12 protein-coding genes are annotated in these 16,014 nt (G+C 45.2%); 6 read left to right on the forward strand and 6 right to left on the reverse strand.

What is annotated here, in order from left to right; genetic code table 11:
• The first annotated feature begins 77 nt into the window (after positions 1–77).
• Together F6J90_RS28725 and F6J90_RS28730 are read left to right on the forward strand one after the other, a co-directional pair.
• Positions 78–464, forward strand: coding sequence for an RRXRR domain-containing protein (locus F6J90_RS28725; protein WP_293101544.1), 387 nt, complete (start codon positions 78–80; stop codon positions 462–464).
• A 356-nt stretch (positions 465–820) separates the two neighbouring features.
• Positions 821–3,109: an HD family phosphohydrolase gene (locus tag F6J90_RS28730; RefSeq protein ID WP_293101547.1), complete on the forward strand. Its 2,289-nt coding sequence runs from the start codon at positions 821–823 to the stop codon at positions 3,107–3,109.
• 59 nt (positions 3,110–3,168) lie between these two features.
• Here the strand turns inward: F6J90_RS28730 and F6J90_RS28735 are convergent, their stop codons facing one another.
• The 6 genes from F6J90_RS28735 to F6J90_RS28760 all read right to left on the reverse strand — a co-directional run bounded on the left by F6J90_RS28735 (position 3,169) and on the right by F6J90_RS28760 (position 7,978).
• Positions 3,169–3,729: a 5-formyltetrahydrofolate cyclo-ligase gene (locus tag F6J90_RS28735; RefSeq protein WP_293101549.1), complete on the reverse strand. Its 561-nt coding sequence runs from the start codon at positions 3,727–3,729 to the stop codon at positions 3,169–3,171.
• A gap of 290 nt (positions 3,730–4,019) precedes the next feature.
• Complete coding sequence (locus tag F6J90_RS28740; RefSeq protein WP_008177920.1) at positions 4,020–4,751, reverse strand: sugar transferase; 732 nt, start codon at positions 4,749–4,751, stop codon at positions 4,020–4,022.
• A gap of 100 nt (positions 4,752–4,851) precedes the next feature.
• Entirely contained in the window at positions 4,852–5,982 is a 1,131-nt protein-coding gene (locus F6J90_RS28745) for a glycosyltransferase (protein ID WP_293101553.1), read from the reverse strand.
• A gap of 127 nt (positions 5,983–6,109) precedes the next feature.
• On the reverse strand, positions 6,110–6,331 hold the full coding sequence (locus tag F6J90_RS28750) for a hypothetical protein (RefSeq protein WP_293101555.1): 222 nt from the start codon (positions 6,329–6,331) through the stop codon (positions 6,110–6,112).
• A 356-nt stretch (positions 6,332–6,687) separates the two neighbouring features.
• Positions 6,688–7,125 (reverse strand): hypothetical protein, encoded by a 438-nt coding sequence (locus F6J90_RS28755; RefSeq protein WP_293101558.1) that lies wholly within the window; start codon positions 7,123–7,125, stop codon positions 6,688–6,690.
• 517 nt (positions 7,126–7,642) lie between these two features.
• Positions 7,643–7,978, reverse strand: coding sequence for a hypothetical protein (locus tag F6J90_RS28760; RefSeq protein WP_293101561.1), 336 nt, complete (start codon positions 7,976–7,978; stop codon positions 7,643–7,645).
• A gap of 501 nt (positions 7,979–8,479) precedes the next feature.
• Between F6J90_RS28760 and F6J90_RS28765 the strand changes: the two genes are divergently transcribed.
• The 4 genes from F6J90_RS28765 to F6J90_RS28780 all read left to right on the forward strand — a co-directional run bounded on the left by F6J90_RS28765 (position 8,480) and on the right by F6J90_RS28780 (position 16,003).
• On the forward strand, positions 8,480–9,160 hold the full coding sequence (locus F6J90_RS28765; protein ID WP_293101564.1) for a hypothetical protein: 681 nt from the start codon (positions 8,480–8,482) through the stop codon (positions 9,158–9,160).
• A gap of 240 nt (positions 9,161–9,400) precedes the next feature.
• The gene (locus F6J90_RS28770; RefSeq protein WP_293101567.1) at positions 9,401–11,152 is read left to right on the forward strand and encodes an ABC transporter ATP-binding protein; all 1,752 of its coding nucleotides are present in this window, start codon (positions 9,401–9,403) and stop codon (positions 11,150–11,152) included.
• Positions 11,153–12,252: 1,100 nt separating this feature from the next.
• Entirely contained in the window at positions 12,253–14,949 is a 2,697-nt protein-coding gene (locus tag F6J90_RS28775) for a CHAT domain-containing protein (RefSeq protein ID WP_293101570.1), read from the forward strand.
• A 334-nt stretch (positions 14,950–15,283) separates the two neighbouring features.
• Positions 15,284–16,003 carry a DUF928 domain-containing protein gene (locus F6J90_RS28780; protein WP_293101573.1) on the forward strand — a complete coding sequence of 240 codons (720 nt, stop codon included), beginning with the start codon at positions 15,284–15,286 and terminating at the stop codon, positions 16,001–16,003.
• Positions 16,004–16,014 lie beyond the last annotated feature (11 nt).

The following is a 16,014-nucleotide window of genomic DNA, read 5'->3' on the forward strand; positions in this document are numbered from 1 at the left end:
TCTTGGATTAGGTGGTCGTTCGCGTAGCGTGGCCATAGGCCAGGGGACTTACAACTCCATGATTGAGGATTATCTCAATGCGAGTAGCCATTTTATCACCAACTCGACAGCCACTAATGGGAATTACCCCAAATCCCCCTAGGGAATGGATAAAAGAAAGAAAAGCTAAAGTTGTAAATAATGACCTAGGCCGATTTACGGTGAATTTGGTCTGTGAATCATCTGGAAGTCAAACCCAAGCAATAGCCATGGGGATTGACCAAGGTAACCACGAAACCATAATCGGCGTACAGTCAGTCTATAGTACTTTAATGAAGTTTTCTGTGCGCAAACTCCAGTTAATGTTACCTTATACAAGGCGTGATTGTAACTGGAATTTTCCCACGCAACCTGCGCTCTACCCATGTCAAATGAGTGGATTTAAAATGAGTGGAGGAAAACTTTCCAGTGTTTTTTATGAATAATAAATAAATGTAGATGTCTTTAAGCAAAATGCCACCACCACACAGCAAATTGTGAGCAGACCGCTACTGTTACCAGACATTGCCGTTCCTGTGCTATGAAAACGTTCAATTCGCTGACGCAGCCGATCACGCAATTACGGCGAACATCTCAGCACCTTCGCAGTTTTTTGGGATTTAACTCCTCTAGTGCTGCCAAATCCTCAGTTAGCCAATCACAGCAGGATAATTTGAAAGGACAACCTCTACAGCCGAGAGAGTCTCCAACGCATTGTGAAGGCACTTCGACTAGCCTAACTTCAGGAAAAGATTGGGGCCCGGGCCAGCACCAACTTCAACAGAAAATTACTCTACCTGTAATGTGGACTTTAGCAGTGGTTTCCCTGACCAGTGTTATGGGAGGGCGCTTTTACAATCAGCCACAGCTAGATGTAGACACAGTAGCACCACAGACAGTCAGGGCACCATTTGATGCTCTGGTTGAGGACTCTAAGACGACGGCTGAGAGACGCAAAGAAGCTCAAAGAGGTGCTCAACCAGTCTTGATGATTGACCAATCTGTTACAGAAAGAATTTCTCAAAATCTTGAGAAGTCTCTGGACGCTGTGGAAGAACTGCGAACTAAGAGCGGTGTTTTTCCTTTTGTCAAGACTGATGTACTATCCATCCCCACCCAGCGGTATCTGCGCCAAAGTAAGGAATGGGAATGGCGGGCTATCTTGGCATTTTCAGATATCGATAACCATGTCAACGGGTTTGATTCTGAAGCCAAACTACCGACTCCCGCAGAAAATTCATTAAATGTAGCTTTTGTTCAGGCAGTAAGTGAACTGCAAAGCTACCGTCAACAGTCTTCTGAACAAGAGTTCTCAGCTCTGATTGAGTCAATATCTGCTGCTCGCCAACAGTACGCTCAGGTGTTGCCTGAGCTCTCAGAATACCTTAGTCCTGAATTTAGTAGCCTAGATGATGTTTCCGTACTGGATCTATCAGATCAAGATTGGCAGAAAACCCGCATAGTCATTAAGCAGGCTGCTAGTCGCATCCTGACCCAAGGCATTGTTCCAGGATTACCACAAAATCTGATCCAAAAGGCGGTGAAGGTAAACTTGATTAGCCTTATGCCCCAGGAAGCTCAACCACTAGCCAAGTATTTACTAGTCAGAGTTTTAGAACCCAACTTGATCGAAAATAAAGAATTAACCAAGCTCATAGCAGAACAGGCAGCAGAAAAAGTGGAACCAATGATGGTTTCAGTGCGGCAAGGAGATGTGATTGTAACCGAAGGTGAAACCATCACTCAAACAGACTTTGTACTACTCGATTATTTCGACTTAAGCCGTCGAGGAATTAACTGGCTGGGTTTGATGGGATTTGGTGGTTTGGTTACTACTACGGTGGGCATCTTTGCCTTAGTGCAACGGCGAGTTCACCCGAAATGGAGACGGCGGGACTACATTTTGGTATTGCTACTGACCCTGAGTATGCCAATATCAATACTCTTCAAGAGTCCCTTCTCCTACACTATGCCTGCTATTGGTTTGTTAGTAGGGAACTTTTATGGGTCTACGATGGGCGTGACCGTGGTGGGTTTACTAACAGGCTTAGTGACCTTTAGTATGGAAGTCACTGGGGAACAAGCACTCGCAAATGTTGCTGGGGGTTTACTGGGTGCCTTGATGGCAGGACGAATGCGATCGCGAGAGGAATTGGCTTTGCTCGGAGTTGGGGTGGGCTTAACTCAAGGTGTCGTTTCCCTAATTATCAATCTGATTATTAGTGCTACTGCCAGTACAATTTGGTCTGCAGTTCTCCCAGGAGCCTTGTTATTCGGTTTGTCTGGCTTAGCTTGGAGTATTGTCGCCCTGGGGCTATCACCTTACCTGGAACGTTTGTTTGACCTGGTGACACCGATTCGTCTGGCAGAATTGTCTAATCCCAACCGTCCCCTGCTCAAGCGTCTAGCTACTGAGGCACCTGGAACGTTTCAACATACTCTGTTTGTTGCTTCTTTGGCAGAAGCAGCGGCTCAAGAACTCCGCTGTAATGTGGAACTGGTTCGGGCAGGTACGCTCTACCATGACATTGGTAAAATGCACGATCCGTTAGGGTTTATAGAAAATCAAATGGGTGGTCCGAACAAGCATGATCAGATTAATGATCCTTTCAAGAGTGCTGAAATTATCAAAAAGCACGTTACCGAAGGACTGGTTATGGCTCGTAAGCACCAGTTACCCAAGGCAGTGCGGGACTTTATCCCAGAGCATCAGGGGAAATTGCTGATTTCCTATTTTTATTTCCAGGCTCAGCAAAAAGCCCAACTCGAAGGTACTGGGTCTGTGGACGAGTCATATTTTCGTTATGACGGTCCAATTCCCCAGTCCCAGGAAACTGGTGTAGTTATGTTAGCTGATGCCTGTGAAGCGGCGCTACGCTCACTCAAAGAGGTCACTCCGGAAACTGCTCTTACGGTGGTCAATAAAATTCTCAAAGCTCGCTGGCAGGACAACCAATTAGTCGATTCTGGGCTAACCCGGCAGGATTTATCAAAAATTGCACAAGTGTTCATCAAAGTTTGGCAACAATATAATCACCAACGTATTGCTTATCCAAAGGGAGCACTTAATTGCCAGTCGTCTGCTAAATGAAGTATGAAGTCTCAAGTCTTTGTACAGCAAGAGTATGAAACAGTATCGAACAAGGAATTTCAGATCTGTTCCACCCTCTTGAATCCTGTTTCTGTACAAACACTGTGCAAGCCTTTGTCCCACTCATCAATGGGTAGTTCAGGTATATAGGCAAATTCAAATACAATGCCGATGGTAGGAATAGAATCCCACTCCGGTGAATTCAGCAGTCGGTCATAGAAACCACCACCGTAGCCCAAACGATATCCCCGCTGGTCACAAGCCACAGCGGGTACAAGGATTAAATTCACATCCTTTGGCTCTAGGGTCGTAGCATTAGGTTTGGGTTCTAAAATACCATAATTTCCTTTTTGCAAGGGTTCGCCCGCCTTCCAGCTATGCCAGAAGAGAGATTTTCCCACACATCTCGGTAGTCCCCAGCAGTGCTTAGTGTCTGTAAATAGGGGACTTAGATCTGGTTCTTGTCGAAAACTGAAATAGGCTAAGACTGTTTGTGACTGGGTAACTAGGGCTGAGGATTGCAGATGGGTACAGATGCGATCGCTTTTTTGCCGCCATTCTTCTACAGACATAGACTGGCGCTTTTGAAGCAGGGATCGGCGTAGTTCTGCTTTGTTCATCTGATCTTCCCTCCGGTTTGATAGGGCGATCATATCAACAAACTATGCTGATAGTGGGTAATCATACCGAGTTGCATTTATAAGTAGTAGATAGGAGCTTGTTCACTCCCATCTACCAATTCCGTTCAATTGAGCCCTTAAGCAATAAATAATAGGTTAAATAATAGGTTTGAGAGCAACTTGGTATCAGTAATGGGTAATTGGCAACTGGGCTTATTACCCATTACCCATTACCCATTACCTAATCTCTCCCATTACCTAATCTCTCCTATAGCAGGCACCAGTTACCTCTAGTAAGCACCGTTATTTTTGGGAAAAATAACAACACCAATGGTTTTCACGATGATCCATAAATCGAGCCAAAAATTACGGAAACTGACATAGTAAACATCAATTTGCACACGGCGGTGGTAAGGTATGTCATTGCGTCCAGAAACCTGCCATAAGCCAGTAATTCCGGGTCGAATTGTCAAGACTTTATCCATGTGACGCCCGTATTTGGGCAATTCCTCTGGCACTAACGGTCTTGGACCAACCACACTCATCTGTCCGTTGAGTACATTCCAGAACTGAGGAAACTCATCTAAGCTAGTCAGCCGTAGAAATTTTCCAATTCCAGTAATTCGAGGATCATCCTTGAGCTTGTAATTATCCTGAAATTCCTCCCGTATCTGAGGGGATTTTTCAATCATCTCTAACAACATTTCGTCGGCATTTTCCACCATAGTTCTGAATTTCAGGCAAGCAAAAGGTTTGTAGTCTTTACCCACCCGCTCCTGAACATAAAAAATTGGTCCAGGTGAGCTGATCACAATTAGCAATGCCAGTAGCAGGTAAACGGGAAAAAACGAAATCAGAACTGATAGGGAAAAGGTCACATCAAACAGTCGCTTGGCAAAATTTCCGTCTAAGCGATAGCGAGTCAGATTCTTGTGTCTACGACGTGAAACGAGGGGCTGAAAACCTCGCTTCACGAATGCTCGCAATATCTTGACGGAGTTAAGTTGGCTTTCGGCAGTCATCTCACTCCTTCAATTCACACCACACGTCATAATCATAAAGCTACGAGACACTCGCTATAGCCCATAGCCAGCTAGGATATTTAATTTTTTACCAGAGAAATTAAAACTGGTAGTCCTGATAACAGTTTTCCAAAAATGTCAGGTAGCGATCAGCAAAAATGTTGGGGGCAAATTTGGCAGCGTTTAACCGGCTCGCTTCCCGATTAAACTTTCCTGCCAAGGTCTCAAAGGTTTCCATGGCTTCAATCAAAGCCCCTGAGCTTTGCTCTGGAAACAATAGACCTGTACCACTGTCTAAATGTTGCCGAATATCTAGAACTGTTTCTAGTGCCCCACCAGCACCATAGGCAATCACCGGCGTACCACAAGCTTGGGCTTCCACCAGGGCAATGCCGAAATCCTCACAAGCAGCATAGACAAACCCTTTAGCTTTAGCCATATACTGCTCAACCACCTGATTGGGTTGAAATCCCATAAATTTTACATTCTTGTGAGCCAAGTTGCGAATCCCTGCTAAATCTGAGCCATCACCAATCACCACTAGAGGGTATCCCAGTTGATTAAAAGCTTGAACAATTAAAGATACTTGTTTGTAACTGACTATCCGGGAAACGGTCAGATAAAAATCTTCTTTTTCTTCCTGGAAAGGAAAACGTTCAATATTAACAGGTGGGTAAATCACTTCAGCCCTACGCCGATAGCAGCGCCAGATCCGCCGTGCTGTGTGATGAGAGTTGGCAATAAAGTAATCCACCCGATTTGCTGTAATCACGTCCCACTGACGTAACCGATGAAGCAGATAGCGAGTGATCAATCCTGGAAGACCCTGTCCCATAGAACTACTGCGCAAATAATCAAATGTCAAGTCCCAGGCATAACGCATGGGGGTATGGCAGTAGCAGATGTGCAGTTGTTGGGGACTAGTAAGGACACCCTTAGCAACAGCATGGGAAGAGGAGAGAATAACATCATACTCCCCTAGTTCTAGCTGTTCAATCGCTAAGGGTAGCAGCGGCAGATATTTCTGAACTCCGTTACGAGCTAAGGGTAAGTTCTGTAGGAAGGTTGTGCCAATAGAACGCTGATATAGATAACTCTCGGGATTGGTTGATTCAAAATCAATCAGGGCGTACAGGTCGGCATCAATGTGTTTGAGTATTTCTTGAACTACCAGTTCTGAGCCACCAGTTGCTTTGGGAGTCAACCACTCATGAACCAAGGCATATTTCATTTAGATCTCAAAGGCAGATTGTTTAACAAAAATGGCGGAATTCCCCATCCAACTTTGACGGTGGGGATGGATAGCCAAATAGTTGATTATATGCTAATATGAATATAACTGGCTTAGGTCTACATGGTTAGGCATGGGCTGATGATAGTCGAGCTAGGTGGAATAGAGATGTAGTCAAAGCGCGTAAACGAACTCGACCACCGTTCGCAACAGCGTGCAGAAAAGGCAAGCGCAAGATGTCATTTAGACATAAATCAACTGGCACGACCGTTACAAACGCCGAAAACCAAGGGGCAAAAAGAATTATTGCCTGGGTCAGACGGGCGACTGCCTGTGGACGCCTCGTCAACGACCATCACCAGATTCAGTTCTGGACTTTCTATTCTTAGGGAGTACCCAACGTGGCATCGGGGACGCGCGCGGGAAATCCTAAAGACGAATAAGACCGTCCTTGCTCCGCTGTTCGCGAAGCAAGTTCGGGTACTTCACATATACTACTAGCAGTACTTGAGAAACGAAACATACCATATACTTGAACGGTATTTTGGGTATTGCCTAACCAGGATATAAAAATATAGGGTTTTTCAGCTGCGCTCTAGACGGCGATTCTATAGCGCAGTCAGCTCGCCACAAGACATCTAAACAACCTGTCTGGCAATACAGAGGTCGAGGTAATAATAGGGTTTTATTAACTGTTTCAACCCCCTAGTTAGCTGAGCAGTAGGTATTAATATCCGCCACTAATTTTGGTTCTGGGGTGGTGGCTTTCTGCAAATTGCTCAAGGCTTCCTCCGCAGCTGAGCGGTCTTGCTTCTTAAAAGCCTCTACAAAGTCGCGAGTCGCCTTGCTGGTATTGCGATACATCTTAATAAAACCAGCTTGATAGTCTTGGAGCTGTTCGTCCTTAACTATTATCGATTCCATCTCTTGAGATGCCCCCTCCATAGCATCAGCTGCCTGGAGCATTGCCTCGGGATCGCTTGATTCTCCACCATTAGTCAGGGTTTTAGCTTCTTCAACTGCCTGGTTCGCCACTTCAATAATCTTCTGACATTCAACTTTTTTGCCACTACAGCTAACGGTCAATAAGCTCATGAGTACACTCACCGGAACAAGGAGGAAGTACCGCGTTGGAAAATGCATTAATGCTCTCCTAATCAGTTTTGGGTACTCTCGTTTTGGTAGCATATTTTTACCATGCTGAAAAGCTTTACCTTTAATTCCACAACACTCCACTCTTCAATCCACGGCGTTCAGAGTCAGGATAGGGTGAGCGCGTGGGTGTAGGCTGACCTTGACAGGACTTACCCAAAACTGGGCAACAAACGTGCTTATGGTGTAGGGTTTGGAGCGAGACCCAACAAGTTGAGTTGCTGCGTAAGTCCTAATTGACCCATAATTTTAACCGGTTCAAATAACTGAACGAGATTTCTTAGTTTCCTGGGAATGCTTTGGAGCAATTTATTCTCAATAAACCTGTAAATAATCCCCAAAAGTTTTGAGCGGTTTTGACAAGTGAAAGTATGGTCCAAAAGGAGGTTAGCCTTCTTGTTATCCCACACCCGTTCGCCTACACCCGTTTGCCCACACCCGATCTTTTCCACACCCCATACCCAGTCTCAATCGACAAGCTTGGTGCGTAACTCAAGGCACGGGAAGGTCAGTGTTCCCCTGCTTCAATCGCTGCAGCAAGCTGTTGCAAGGTTTGTGTGACTTGCTCAAGCTGTTTTAGAGACTCATTTTGACTTTCTGCCAAGGTTTGCACCGCATCACTTAGAGCAAAAAGCTGGTAGCCTTGTTGTTGAACTTGCTGCCCTTGGTTTTGCACTTGAATGACAAAGTTATCGACCCGGTCAGCCAGACGGTCTATGGTTTCGGTAGTTGCAAGTACTGCCTCTCCGATTTGTCCAACAATTAATTCCAAACGACTGATGCGGTTTTCCACCGTCAGAGACTCTTGTATGGTAGGAGTCGTGTTGTATGAAGTGTTTCCCATTTGAGCTGGTTTATCCACCGGCAACGTTTTCAATCCAAAATAGAATATCGGCCATCAAGATCGGCCATCAAGATCGGCGCGAGGCAAACAGGCATGGAGTATGAAGTCTGGCCTAGTCTGCTATTAAATGGGGTTAGATCCAAATATCCCCTCTTAATTCGCCAAGAGTATTCTATGATTATTGGTTGAACTAGCCAAATTTCAACCCCTTTGACAGAAAACGTTTCCTAGTTTGATCCCACTCACACCAATTTCAAAGTGACGCTTTTCAGCCAATGGCAAGTATAATGCCGGTGTTAAGGCAATTCAGACTGGGGTGATTTACCTGTTGAGAGATTCCTCAAACTGAGCATGTCCCGCCAATTTGAGGGATGTATGCCTATCAAATTACCACAGTTTATCAATTAGCCGAATACGACTAGCCGGATAGGACGTTGAGTTGTCGGATCAAACTTCCACAACAAACAGCTAACGGTCAAAAACTTACAATGGTATTCACTTATGCAACTACTATTTCTAGTCCTGCTATGGGTAGTGCTTGGATTTTTGCTCGCCAAGCTGCTGCTCGAAATCATCCCTAAACAGTATTTCACCTGGCTTGGGGGTTTTTTGGTTTTTGCCATCATTGTCCTGCTGTTTTTCACCCCAACCAATGCCCTGGTTTCACCGATATGGACAATTCTCTCACTTCCCTTTCAACCATTGGGCTTAGCACTTGTGCTGTGGTTCCTAGGAGCAATGCGAATTAAAGGTGACAATATCTCTAACCCAGGACCTACCTTGATTTGGACGGGATTTTTTGTATTGCTTGTCGCCAGCACCCCTTTTCTATCTAATCGGCTGGATCAACTTCTTGGGACTGGAGTCGTTCAAGACCAACCTCAGGTTCAAATGGCGAAAACAATTGGGTGGCAGGAGGAAACCCTCACTGCTTTTGTTCCCAATGGAGAATCAATTCAGCTTACTACTAATGCTAGTCCTTTCCCTAGGGACGCTGTGTTGGCTCAACTTGTTCCACCCAATCAAACCATTGGCATCCAAGCTTTTATCCCTTCTATAGGAGCCCTTGAGCAGACTACCGGGGTAATTAACACCTTCTTTAGCAATATTTACTTCCAACTACGAGGAGGACGAGTTACTGGCACAGAAGTTGAATCGCCGACCGCAAGAGATGTTTCTTGAAATATAGACCTTATTTTAACGACCCACATCAACCCAATCGGGTATAGTGTGGGTTTATGGTTTGATCGGAAGTAAACCGATACCACCCTCGGCTCTCACCTTCAGTAAGGGTCGATGATTTATCCTGATCTGCGGTTACCTTGAGGGTAATTACTCCCCGATTTTTGGTGAAAGGTTAAGCCTAGAGGAGGGTAATTGTATAGTATTGTAACCATGACTGGAATTGTATAGTATTGTAACATGCTGAATTCCCGTCTAAAAAAACTGCTGCTTTACCTGCGCCCATACTGGCGACAGTCAGCCCTAGGTATTTTTGCCCTCCTTATTGTCAATGGACTTGGTGTTTATATCCCCTTACTGATCAGGGATACTATTGACCAGTTGAGTCAAACCTTGAGCTTCAACCAAGTCTGGAGCTTTGTGCTGCTTATTTTGATACTCACCTCATTGATGTGGGGGATTCGGATGGCTTCGCGCATTCTATTGTTTGGGGTGGGGCGCAAAGTGGAATTTGACCTAAAGCAGCGGATTTTTCAGCATTTGCTGACATTGGAACCAGCCTATTTTTCTCAGAACACCATAGGTGATTTGATTAACCGAGCCACCAGTGATGTGGATAATATTCGGCGTCTATTGGGGTTTGCAGTTTTGAGTCTGGCGAATACGGTGTTTGCCTACGGTTTGACTCTGCCGGTTATGATTGCCATTGATCCGTGGTTGACGTTCTTAGCGCTGGCGGTTTATCCGTTGATGTTGATCATTGTCAAGCTATTTAGTGAGAAACTGCGCAGCCAACAACAAGTAGTCCAGGAGAAACTTTCTAACCTCAGTGAGCTGATTCAGGAAGATATGAGTGGTATCGCCATGATTAAAATATACGCTCAGGAAGAAAACGAGCGTCGTGCCTTCCATCAGCTCAATCAGCAGCTTTTGGGAGCAAATCTCAATTTGGCAAGAACACGAAACTTTCTGTTTCCAATAATTGAGGCTCTTACCTACCTCAGCTTACTGGTGCTGTTAAGCATTGGTCCTGGTTCCATTGAGTCCGGTGCTATCAGTATTGGTGACTTTGTGGCGCTGATTATTTACACTGAACGTTTAGTCTTCCCCACAGCACTGCTAGGGTTTACCATCACTGCTTATCAACGTGGTGAAGTGAGTATTGATCGTATTGAGTCGATTCTCTTGGCTCAGCCTCGCATTAAAAATGCCCCAGATTCGGTTAGCCTGCCAACGCCAGTAAGGGGTCAGCTCAAGGCTGTAAACTTGAGTTACACTTACCCCGGCAGCCAAACTCCTGCCCTGAAAAATGTTAGCTTCACGATTAATGCAGGTGAGACAGTAGCGATTGTGGGAGCCATTGGTTCTGGAAAATCTACCCTGGCTAATGCCTTGCCTCGTTTGCTGGATATTCAAGCTAGTCAACTGTTTTTGGATGGATATGATACTACTAAGCTGCCCTTGCAGAACTTGCGGAATGCGATCGCATATGTTCCTCAAGACAGCTTCTTGTTCAGCACTAGCATTAAAAACAATATCTGCTACGGTATACCAATCAGCGAACACTCAGAGGTAGAATACGCAGCTTCGCAATCCCAAATTCACCCGGAAATTATGAATTTCCCCCAGCAGTACGAAACAATTGTTGGGGAAAGGGGAATAACCCTGTCTGGGGGGCAGCGACAACGTACTGCTTTAGCTAGAGCTCTGCTGATGGATGCACCAGTGCTGATTCTTGATGATGCCCTTTCCAGTGTGGATAATCAGACAGCAACCGAAATTCTGGACAATCTCTCGGAAGGAGTCCAGCGCAAAACTGTAATTTTTATCTCCCATCAACTTTCAGCTGCGGCCAAGGCTGACCGGATTTTGGTAATGGACGCAGGGGAAATTGTCCAAACTGGTTCTCATGGTGAACTTCTACAACAACCCGGTATTTATTGCTTTCTTTGGGAGCAGCACCAATTAGAAGAATTGACCTCTCCCCGGTAATTAGACACGGGGATTCGTTAAGAGTCCGCAAGCAAACTCTTACAGGCGTAGTCAAAGCGCCCCTACTGAGTTCTGTCAGTCAGTTTAATCCCGACAGTTCCCGCTACTTTTTTTTAAAATCATGCTTTCGACGGTACTACCACTCAGCCAGTTCGATACGCTCTGCGATCTGCAATTATTTACCCGTTCACAAGAGGATTAGCGCAATGTAATCGTTGAGGGTCGGTATTTCTCCGGTACTAGAATCGCTTCATCACGTAGGCGTTTGCCCTTACTCACTTCATCATTATACACCTTTTTATAAGGCCGCGATTAGCTGCTCGTGTCGCGTTTCCTCCCCGGATTAAAATCACCGGGCTACCACGCTCCCGCTAATCTTCCGTGTTGCAGTAGTTATTTCAGTAGTTAACTTACCTAATAGCTAACAGCTTACCAACGGGACTGGCCGGATTCGAACCGGCGACCTAGCGCTTCAGATTGGTGTGAGTTTCCCCACTCTCTGGACTATACCTTCACCCTAGGTTAATACCTCTTAAGGTTAATACCCCTTAGGTGGTGGCCGTCTAGTCTCTCCACCTTCCTGCATTTAACCTCGACGATGACTCGCACACAGATTCAGGCTTGGCTCGGTATTGCCTTAGAGTACTGAATAAGCTAAATACCCCTTAGGTTTCACCGAATTTGACCACATTCACTCACGGAATTTCTTCCATGGTGCCCGATTTTTCAGGAGGCGCTTGCTCTATCCAGCTGAGCCACAGCCCCAATCGCCATATAGCCCTATATTATCACAAAAGCTGTTGATGAAGCATCTATAGCCATACCCAATCAGGGTTTAATACCCCCGTTAACCCAATTGGTGATAGGTAATGGGTAATCGAACCGAATTTTTAAACAGTTTGTTGGTTGACGCTCTTGCCTAGAAAAGTGGGAACTATAGAACTAATCCCGATTAGCTCCCATATTGGGGAAGAGTATGTTCCGGTCATGGCTAATATTCAGCGAATTAAAAATAATCAATTAAAAATAACTCATTAATAACTAAGATGACAGAAATTTATGCGAGCCCAAGAACATGTGCTGGTAGTTATTCGATATAGATGATGAGCAAGCTACCTAAGCTTCCCAAATCTATTCACTCTACTATCTGGTTAGGATTACTAACCTTTTTGATAGTGACTATGGTAGTTCCTGCTGTAGCCCATCCTGATGATTGGGTACTGGGGAGTACAGCAAAGGTCGGTGGAAACCAGGAACTCGTTAGTGCTATTTCTAATCCCCAAACCCTTGTGCTAGAACCCGCCGACCATGGTTCAGAGTTGCTAGAGCAAGGTAAAACTCTCTATGAAGCCGGACGATTTGCTGAGGCGGCTGCGGTCTGGCAACAGGCAGCTGTTGGTTTTGAGCAACAAGGTGATGAAGTGGGACAAGCTTTGAGCTTGAGCTATCTGTCCTTAGCTGACCAACGATTGGGAAAATGGGAGCAAGCCCAGAGTGCTATTGACCAAAGTTTGAAGATTTTGCAGCGTCCAGAACTTAGGCAGCAAGGGTCAATTTTGGCTCAAGCGCTGACTATTCAGGGAAGTCTCAGAAATGCTATGGGACAAACGGAATCTGCTCTGGAAAGTTGGCAACACTCAGAAGCTACCTATCAATCTTTAGGGGATGAGGTTGGCATATTGGGTAGCCAGATTAACCAGGCTCAAGCCCTGCAAACTATGGGCTTCTACAGGCGATCGCGAAAACTCTTAGAAGCTGTCAATGAAAAGCTCCAAGCTCAAGATGATTCCCTGCTTAAAGTCAAGGGATTGCGGAGTTTGGGAGTGGCTTTGCAAGTAGTGGGAGATGTACAAGAATCCAGGAAAATTTTAGAGCAAAGTTTGGCAATTGCCCAGAAGTTAGATTCTCCCACGGATACCAGTGACATTCTTTTCAGCTTGGGAAATACTTCCAGGAACTTACAAGAGCCGGAAACCGCCTTGAATTATTACCAACAAGTGGTCACAAAAGCAACTAGCCCACAAATTAAAACTGAAGCCCAACTCAACCAACTCAGCCTTTATCTAGAACTAGACCAGCACAAGAAAGCGATCGCACTATTGCCTGCCATTGAATCTAATCTAGCTCAGCAGCCCCCCAGTCGAACCACAGTCTACGCTGCAGTCAACTTTGCTGAGAGCTTGTCAAAGTTGGCAGCTGCTTCCACTAGACAGTCACAAGGGGTGCCTATACCCATCCAAAAAGCCGCAAAAATTCTGGCACGAGCAGTGCAACAAGCCATGGAATTGGGGGATCCAACAGCTCAAGCTTATGCCATGACTCAGTTAGGTTCATTGTATGAACAAACCCAGCAGTGGTCCGAGGCTTTGAGGTTAACAGAGAATGCTCTACAGATTGCCCAAGGTAATCATGCTTCAGATATTGCCGCTCGTGCAGCTTGGCAACTGGGGAGGCTGCACAAACAGCAGGGGGATATCAATGAAGCGATCGCAGCTTACGATTCAGCGGTCAAAACTCTCCAGTCACTGCGCAGAGACTTAGTCGCTATCAATCGAGATGTCCAATTTTCTTTCACTGAAACTGTTGAACCAATCTATCGACAGCTAGTCGAATTACTACTGCAACCCTCTGTCACCACCCCTGAGCCAGGAGTGGTATCCCGGGCAAAAGGGTCAGGAGAAATTAGTCAAGACCACCTGAAAAAGGCGATGCAAGTTATTGAATCGCTGCAATTAGCCGAATTAGAGAACTTTTTCCAGGAAGCCTGTTTAAAAGGTCAACCGAGGCAGATCGACCAGATTGACCAGAAAGCGGCAGTTATTTATCCTATTATTTTGCCAGAACGGTTAGAGGTTATTGTTTCTGTGCCAGGACAAGCGCTCCGTCACTACCAAACTTATATACCTCAAGCAGAGCTGGAGCAGTTCCTCCGACGGATGCGACAATCTTTGAATAGAGCTTTTTCTGAGCGAGCACGTCTCAAGCTCTATCAGCAAGGTTATGATTGGCTGATTAGACCTGCAGAATCTGAGTTAGAAGACTACGGCATCACCACTCTAGTATTTGTGCTAGATGGTTCTTTGCGGAATTTACCCATGTCCGCTCTCTATGATGGTCAACAGTATCTGATCGAGAAATATAGCATAGCTCTAAGTCCAGGATTACAGCTTTTAGATCCACGTTCCCTTGAATCAAACCAGATCCAAGCGATAACTGCTGGGCTGAGTGAGGGTCGCCAAGGTTTTAAGCCGTTGCCAGCAGTAAAGCGAGAATTAGAACAGATTTCCTCAAAAATTTCCACAACAGTGCTTTTGAATCAGGAGTTTACTGATAGCAACCTCCAAAACGCTGTTGATGCACAACCTTTCCCAGTATTACATTTGGCAACCCACGGTCAGTTTAGTAGTACTGCCGATGAGACGTTTGTTTTAGCCTGGAACGATCGAATTAATGTCCGGCAATTCAATTCACTACTGCGCTCAAGAGAAAGACAAGACACTAATCCCATTGAATTATTGGTACTCAGTGCTTGCCAAACTGCTAGAGGGGATAATCGTGCTGTCTTGGGGTTAGCTGGAGTAGCAGTACGTTCGGGAGCACGGAGTACCTTAGCCACCCTATGGGCAGTAAGGGATGAATCAACTGCTCAGCTGATGGCTGAATTTTACAAGTATCTGGCTCAAGCAGGTGTAACTAAAGCTGAAGCCTTGCGCCGTGCTCAGTTAGCGCTATTGAAAGGGGAATACAACCATCCTGTCTACTGGGCTCCCTTTGTGTTAGTGGGAAATTGGTTGTAATTGCTCTATCTCTAATCGAAGAACTTTTCAAACACATTATTAGAGTACAATTGGGCATAAAACATACTAGAAATAAAACATAAAACAAACATGAACGCAAACATTAGGCGTTTATATTGAAATTTCTAGCAACCCTCAAACGAAAAATTAGAAAGCAGCAAATTATAGCAGTCGCCAGGGCAGGCGCGGACATGACAAAAGTCTCAAACCTAAGTAAGCGCAATAGTATGACTTCTGACTTCTGACTTCTGACTTCTGACTTCTGCTATATCTGCTTTGCTTTCTGTGCCCAGCATGATCATAAAGAAAGTCCTGCAGCAATAGGAAAAATTTTATGAAATCAAACAAATTAGCCGTGAGATTACCACTTTGTTTTACCTTACTATTCCTAGGAATGAATCTCATCCACAGTTTGCCAACTCAGGCGATCGGATTCAGAAATACGCAGAATCCAAGACCGGAGAGAGCAAGGGGAGGAGCTTCCCGGGGTGAAGATATTTGTTTCTCTGACTCTAAAACCACCACTTCATCAGTCACACCGCTGATGCCAGCCACTAATTTGGGCTTAACGGTAGCAAAACGTCCAACTTTGCTGGTATATGTTCCTCAGACTTCAGCTAAACAAGCTTTTTTAAGTTTCGAGGATGAACAGCGAAACCATCATTACCAGACCTTTTTACGTCTGCCTAATCAGCCAGGTGTGATGGCGGTTCAATTACCACCTGAGGCTCCACCACTAAAGGTCGGTAAGAATTACCAGTGGTCTTTGGTGATGATTTGTGGGGAGTATTTAGAACCAGATAGTCCTGAGGTAACTGGATGGATTCGTCGAGTTGAAGCCAATTCTACCTTGATGAATCAGCACACATTAAAAGCCTCACTGGAGAAAGCCTCATTGTTTGCTGAATCAGGGATTTGGGTCGATAGTGTCTCTACCCTCGCTGATTTAAGGCGAGCTGAACCAAGCAATTCAGTCTATCGCTCCCATTGGGAAGAACTCTTACAATCAGTAGGACTAAATGCGATCGCTAACCAGCCGTTGCTCAATAAATAAACTATATAAAT

This window comes from Moorena sp. SIOASIH, assembly GCF_010671925.1.
GTDB lineage: Bacteria > Cyanobacteriota > Cyanobacteriia > Cyanobacteriales > Coleofasciculaceae > Moorena.

Coding starts and splice junctions, on each gene's coding strand:
- F6J90_RS28725 (WP_293101544.1), top strand. CDS start 78: ATGCGAGTAGCCATTTTATCACCAACTCGACAGCCACTAATGGGAATT.
- F6J90_RS28730 (WP_293101547.1), top strand. CDS start 821: ATGTGGACTTTAGCAGTGGTTTCCCTGACCAGTGTTATGGGAGGGCGC.
- F6J90_RS28735 (WP_293101549.1), bottom strand. CDS start 3,729: ATGAACAAAGCAGAACTACGCCGATCCCTGCTTCAAAAGCGCCAGTCT.
- F6J90_RS28740 (WP_008177920.1), bottom strand. CDS start 4,751: ATGACTGCCGAAAGCCAACTTAACTCCGTCAAGATATTGCGAGCATTC.
- F6J90_RS28745 (WP_293101553.1), bottom strand. CDS start 5,982: ATGAAATATGCCTTGGTTCATGAGTGGTTGACTCCCAAAGCAACTGGT.
- F6J90_RS28755 (WP_293101558.1), bottom strand. CDS start 7,125: ATGCATTTTCCAACGCGGTACTTCCTCCTTGTTCCGGTGAGTGTACTC.
- F6J90_RS28760 (WP_293101561.1), bottom strand. CDS start 7,978: ATGGGAAACACTTCATACAACACGACTCCTACCATACAAGAGTCTCTG.
- F6J90_RS28765 (WP_293101564.1), top strand. CDS start 8,480: ATGCAACTACTATTTCTAGTCCTGCTATGGGTAGTGCTTGGATTTTTG.
- F6J90_RS28770 (WP_293101567.1), top strand. CDS start 9,401: ATGCTGAATTCCCGTCTAAAAAAACTGCTGCTTTACCTGCGCCCATAC.
- F6J90_RS28775 (WP_293101570.1), top strand. CDS start 12,253: ATGATGAGCAAGCTACCTAAGCTTCCCAAATCTATTCACTCTACTATC.
- F6J90_RS28780 (WP_293101573.1), top strand. CDS start 15,284: ATGAAATCAAACAAATTAGCCGTGAGATTACCACTTTGTTTTACCTTA.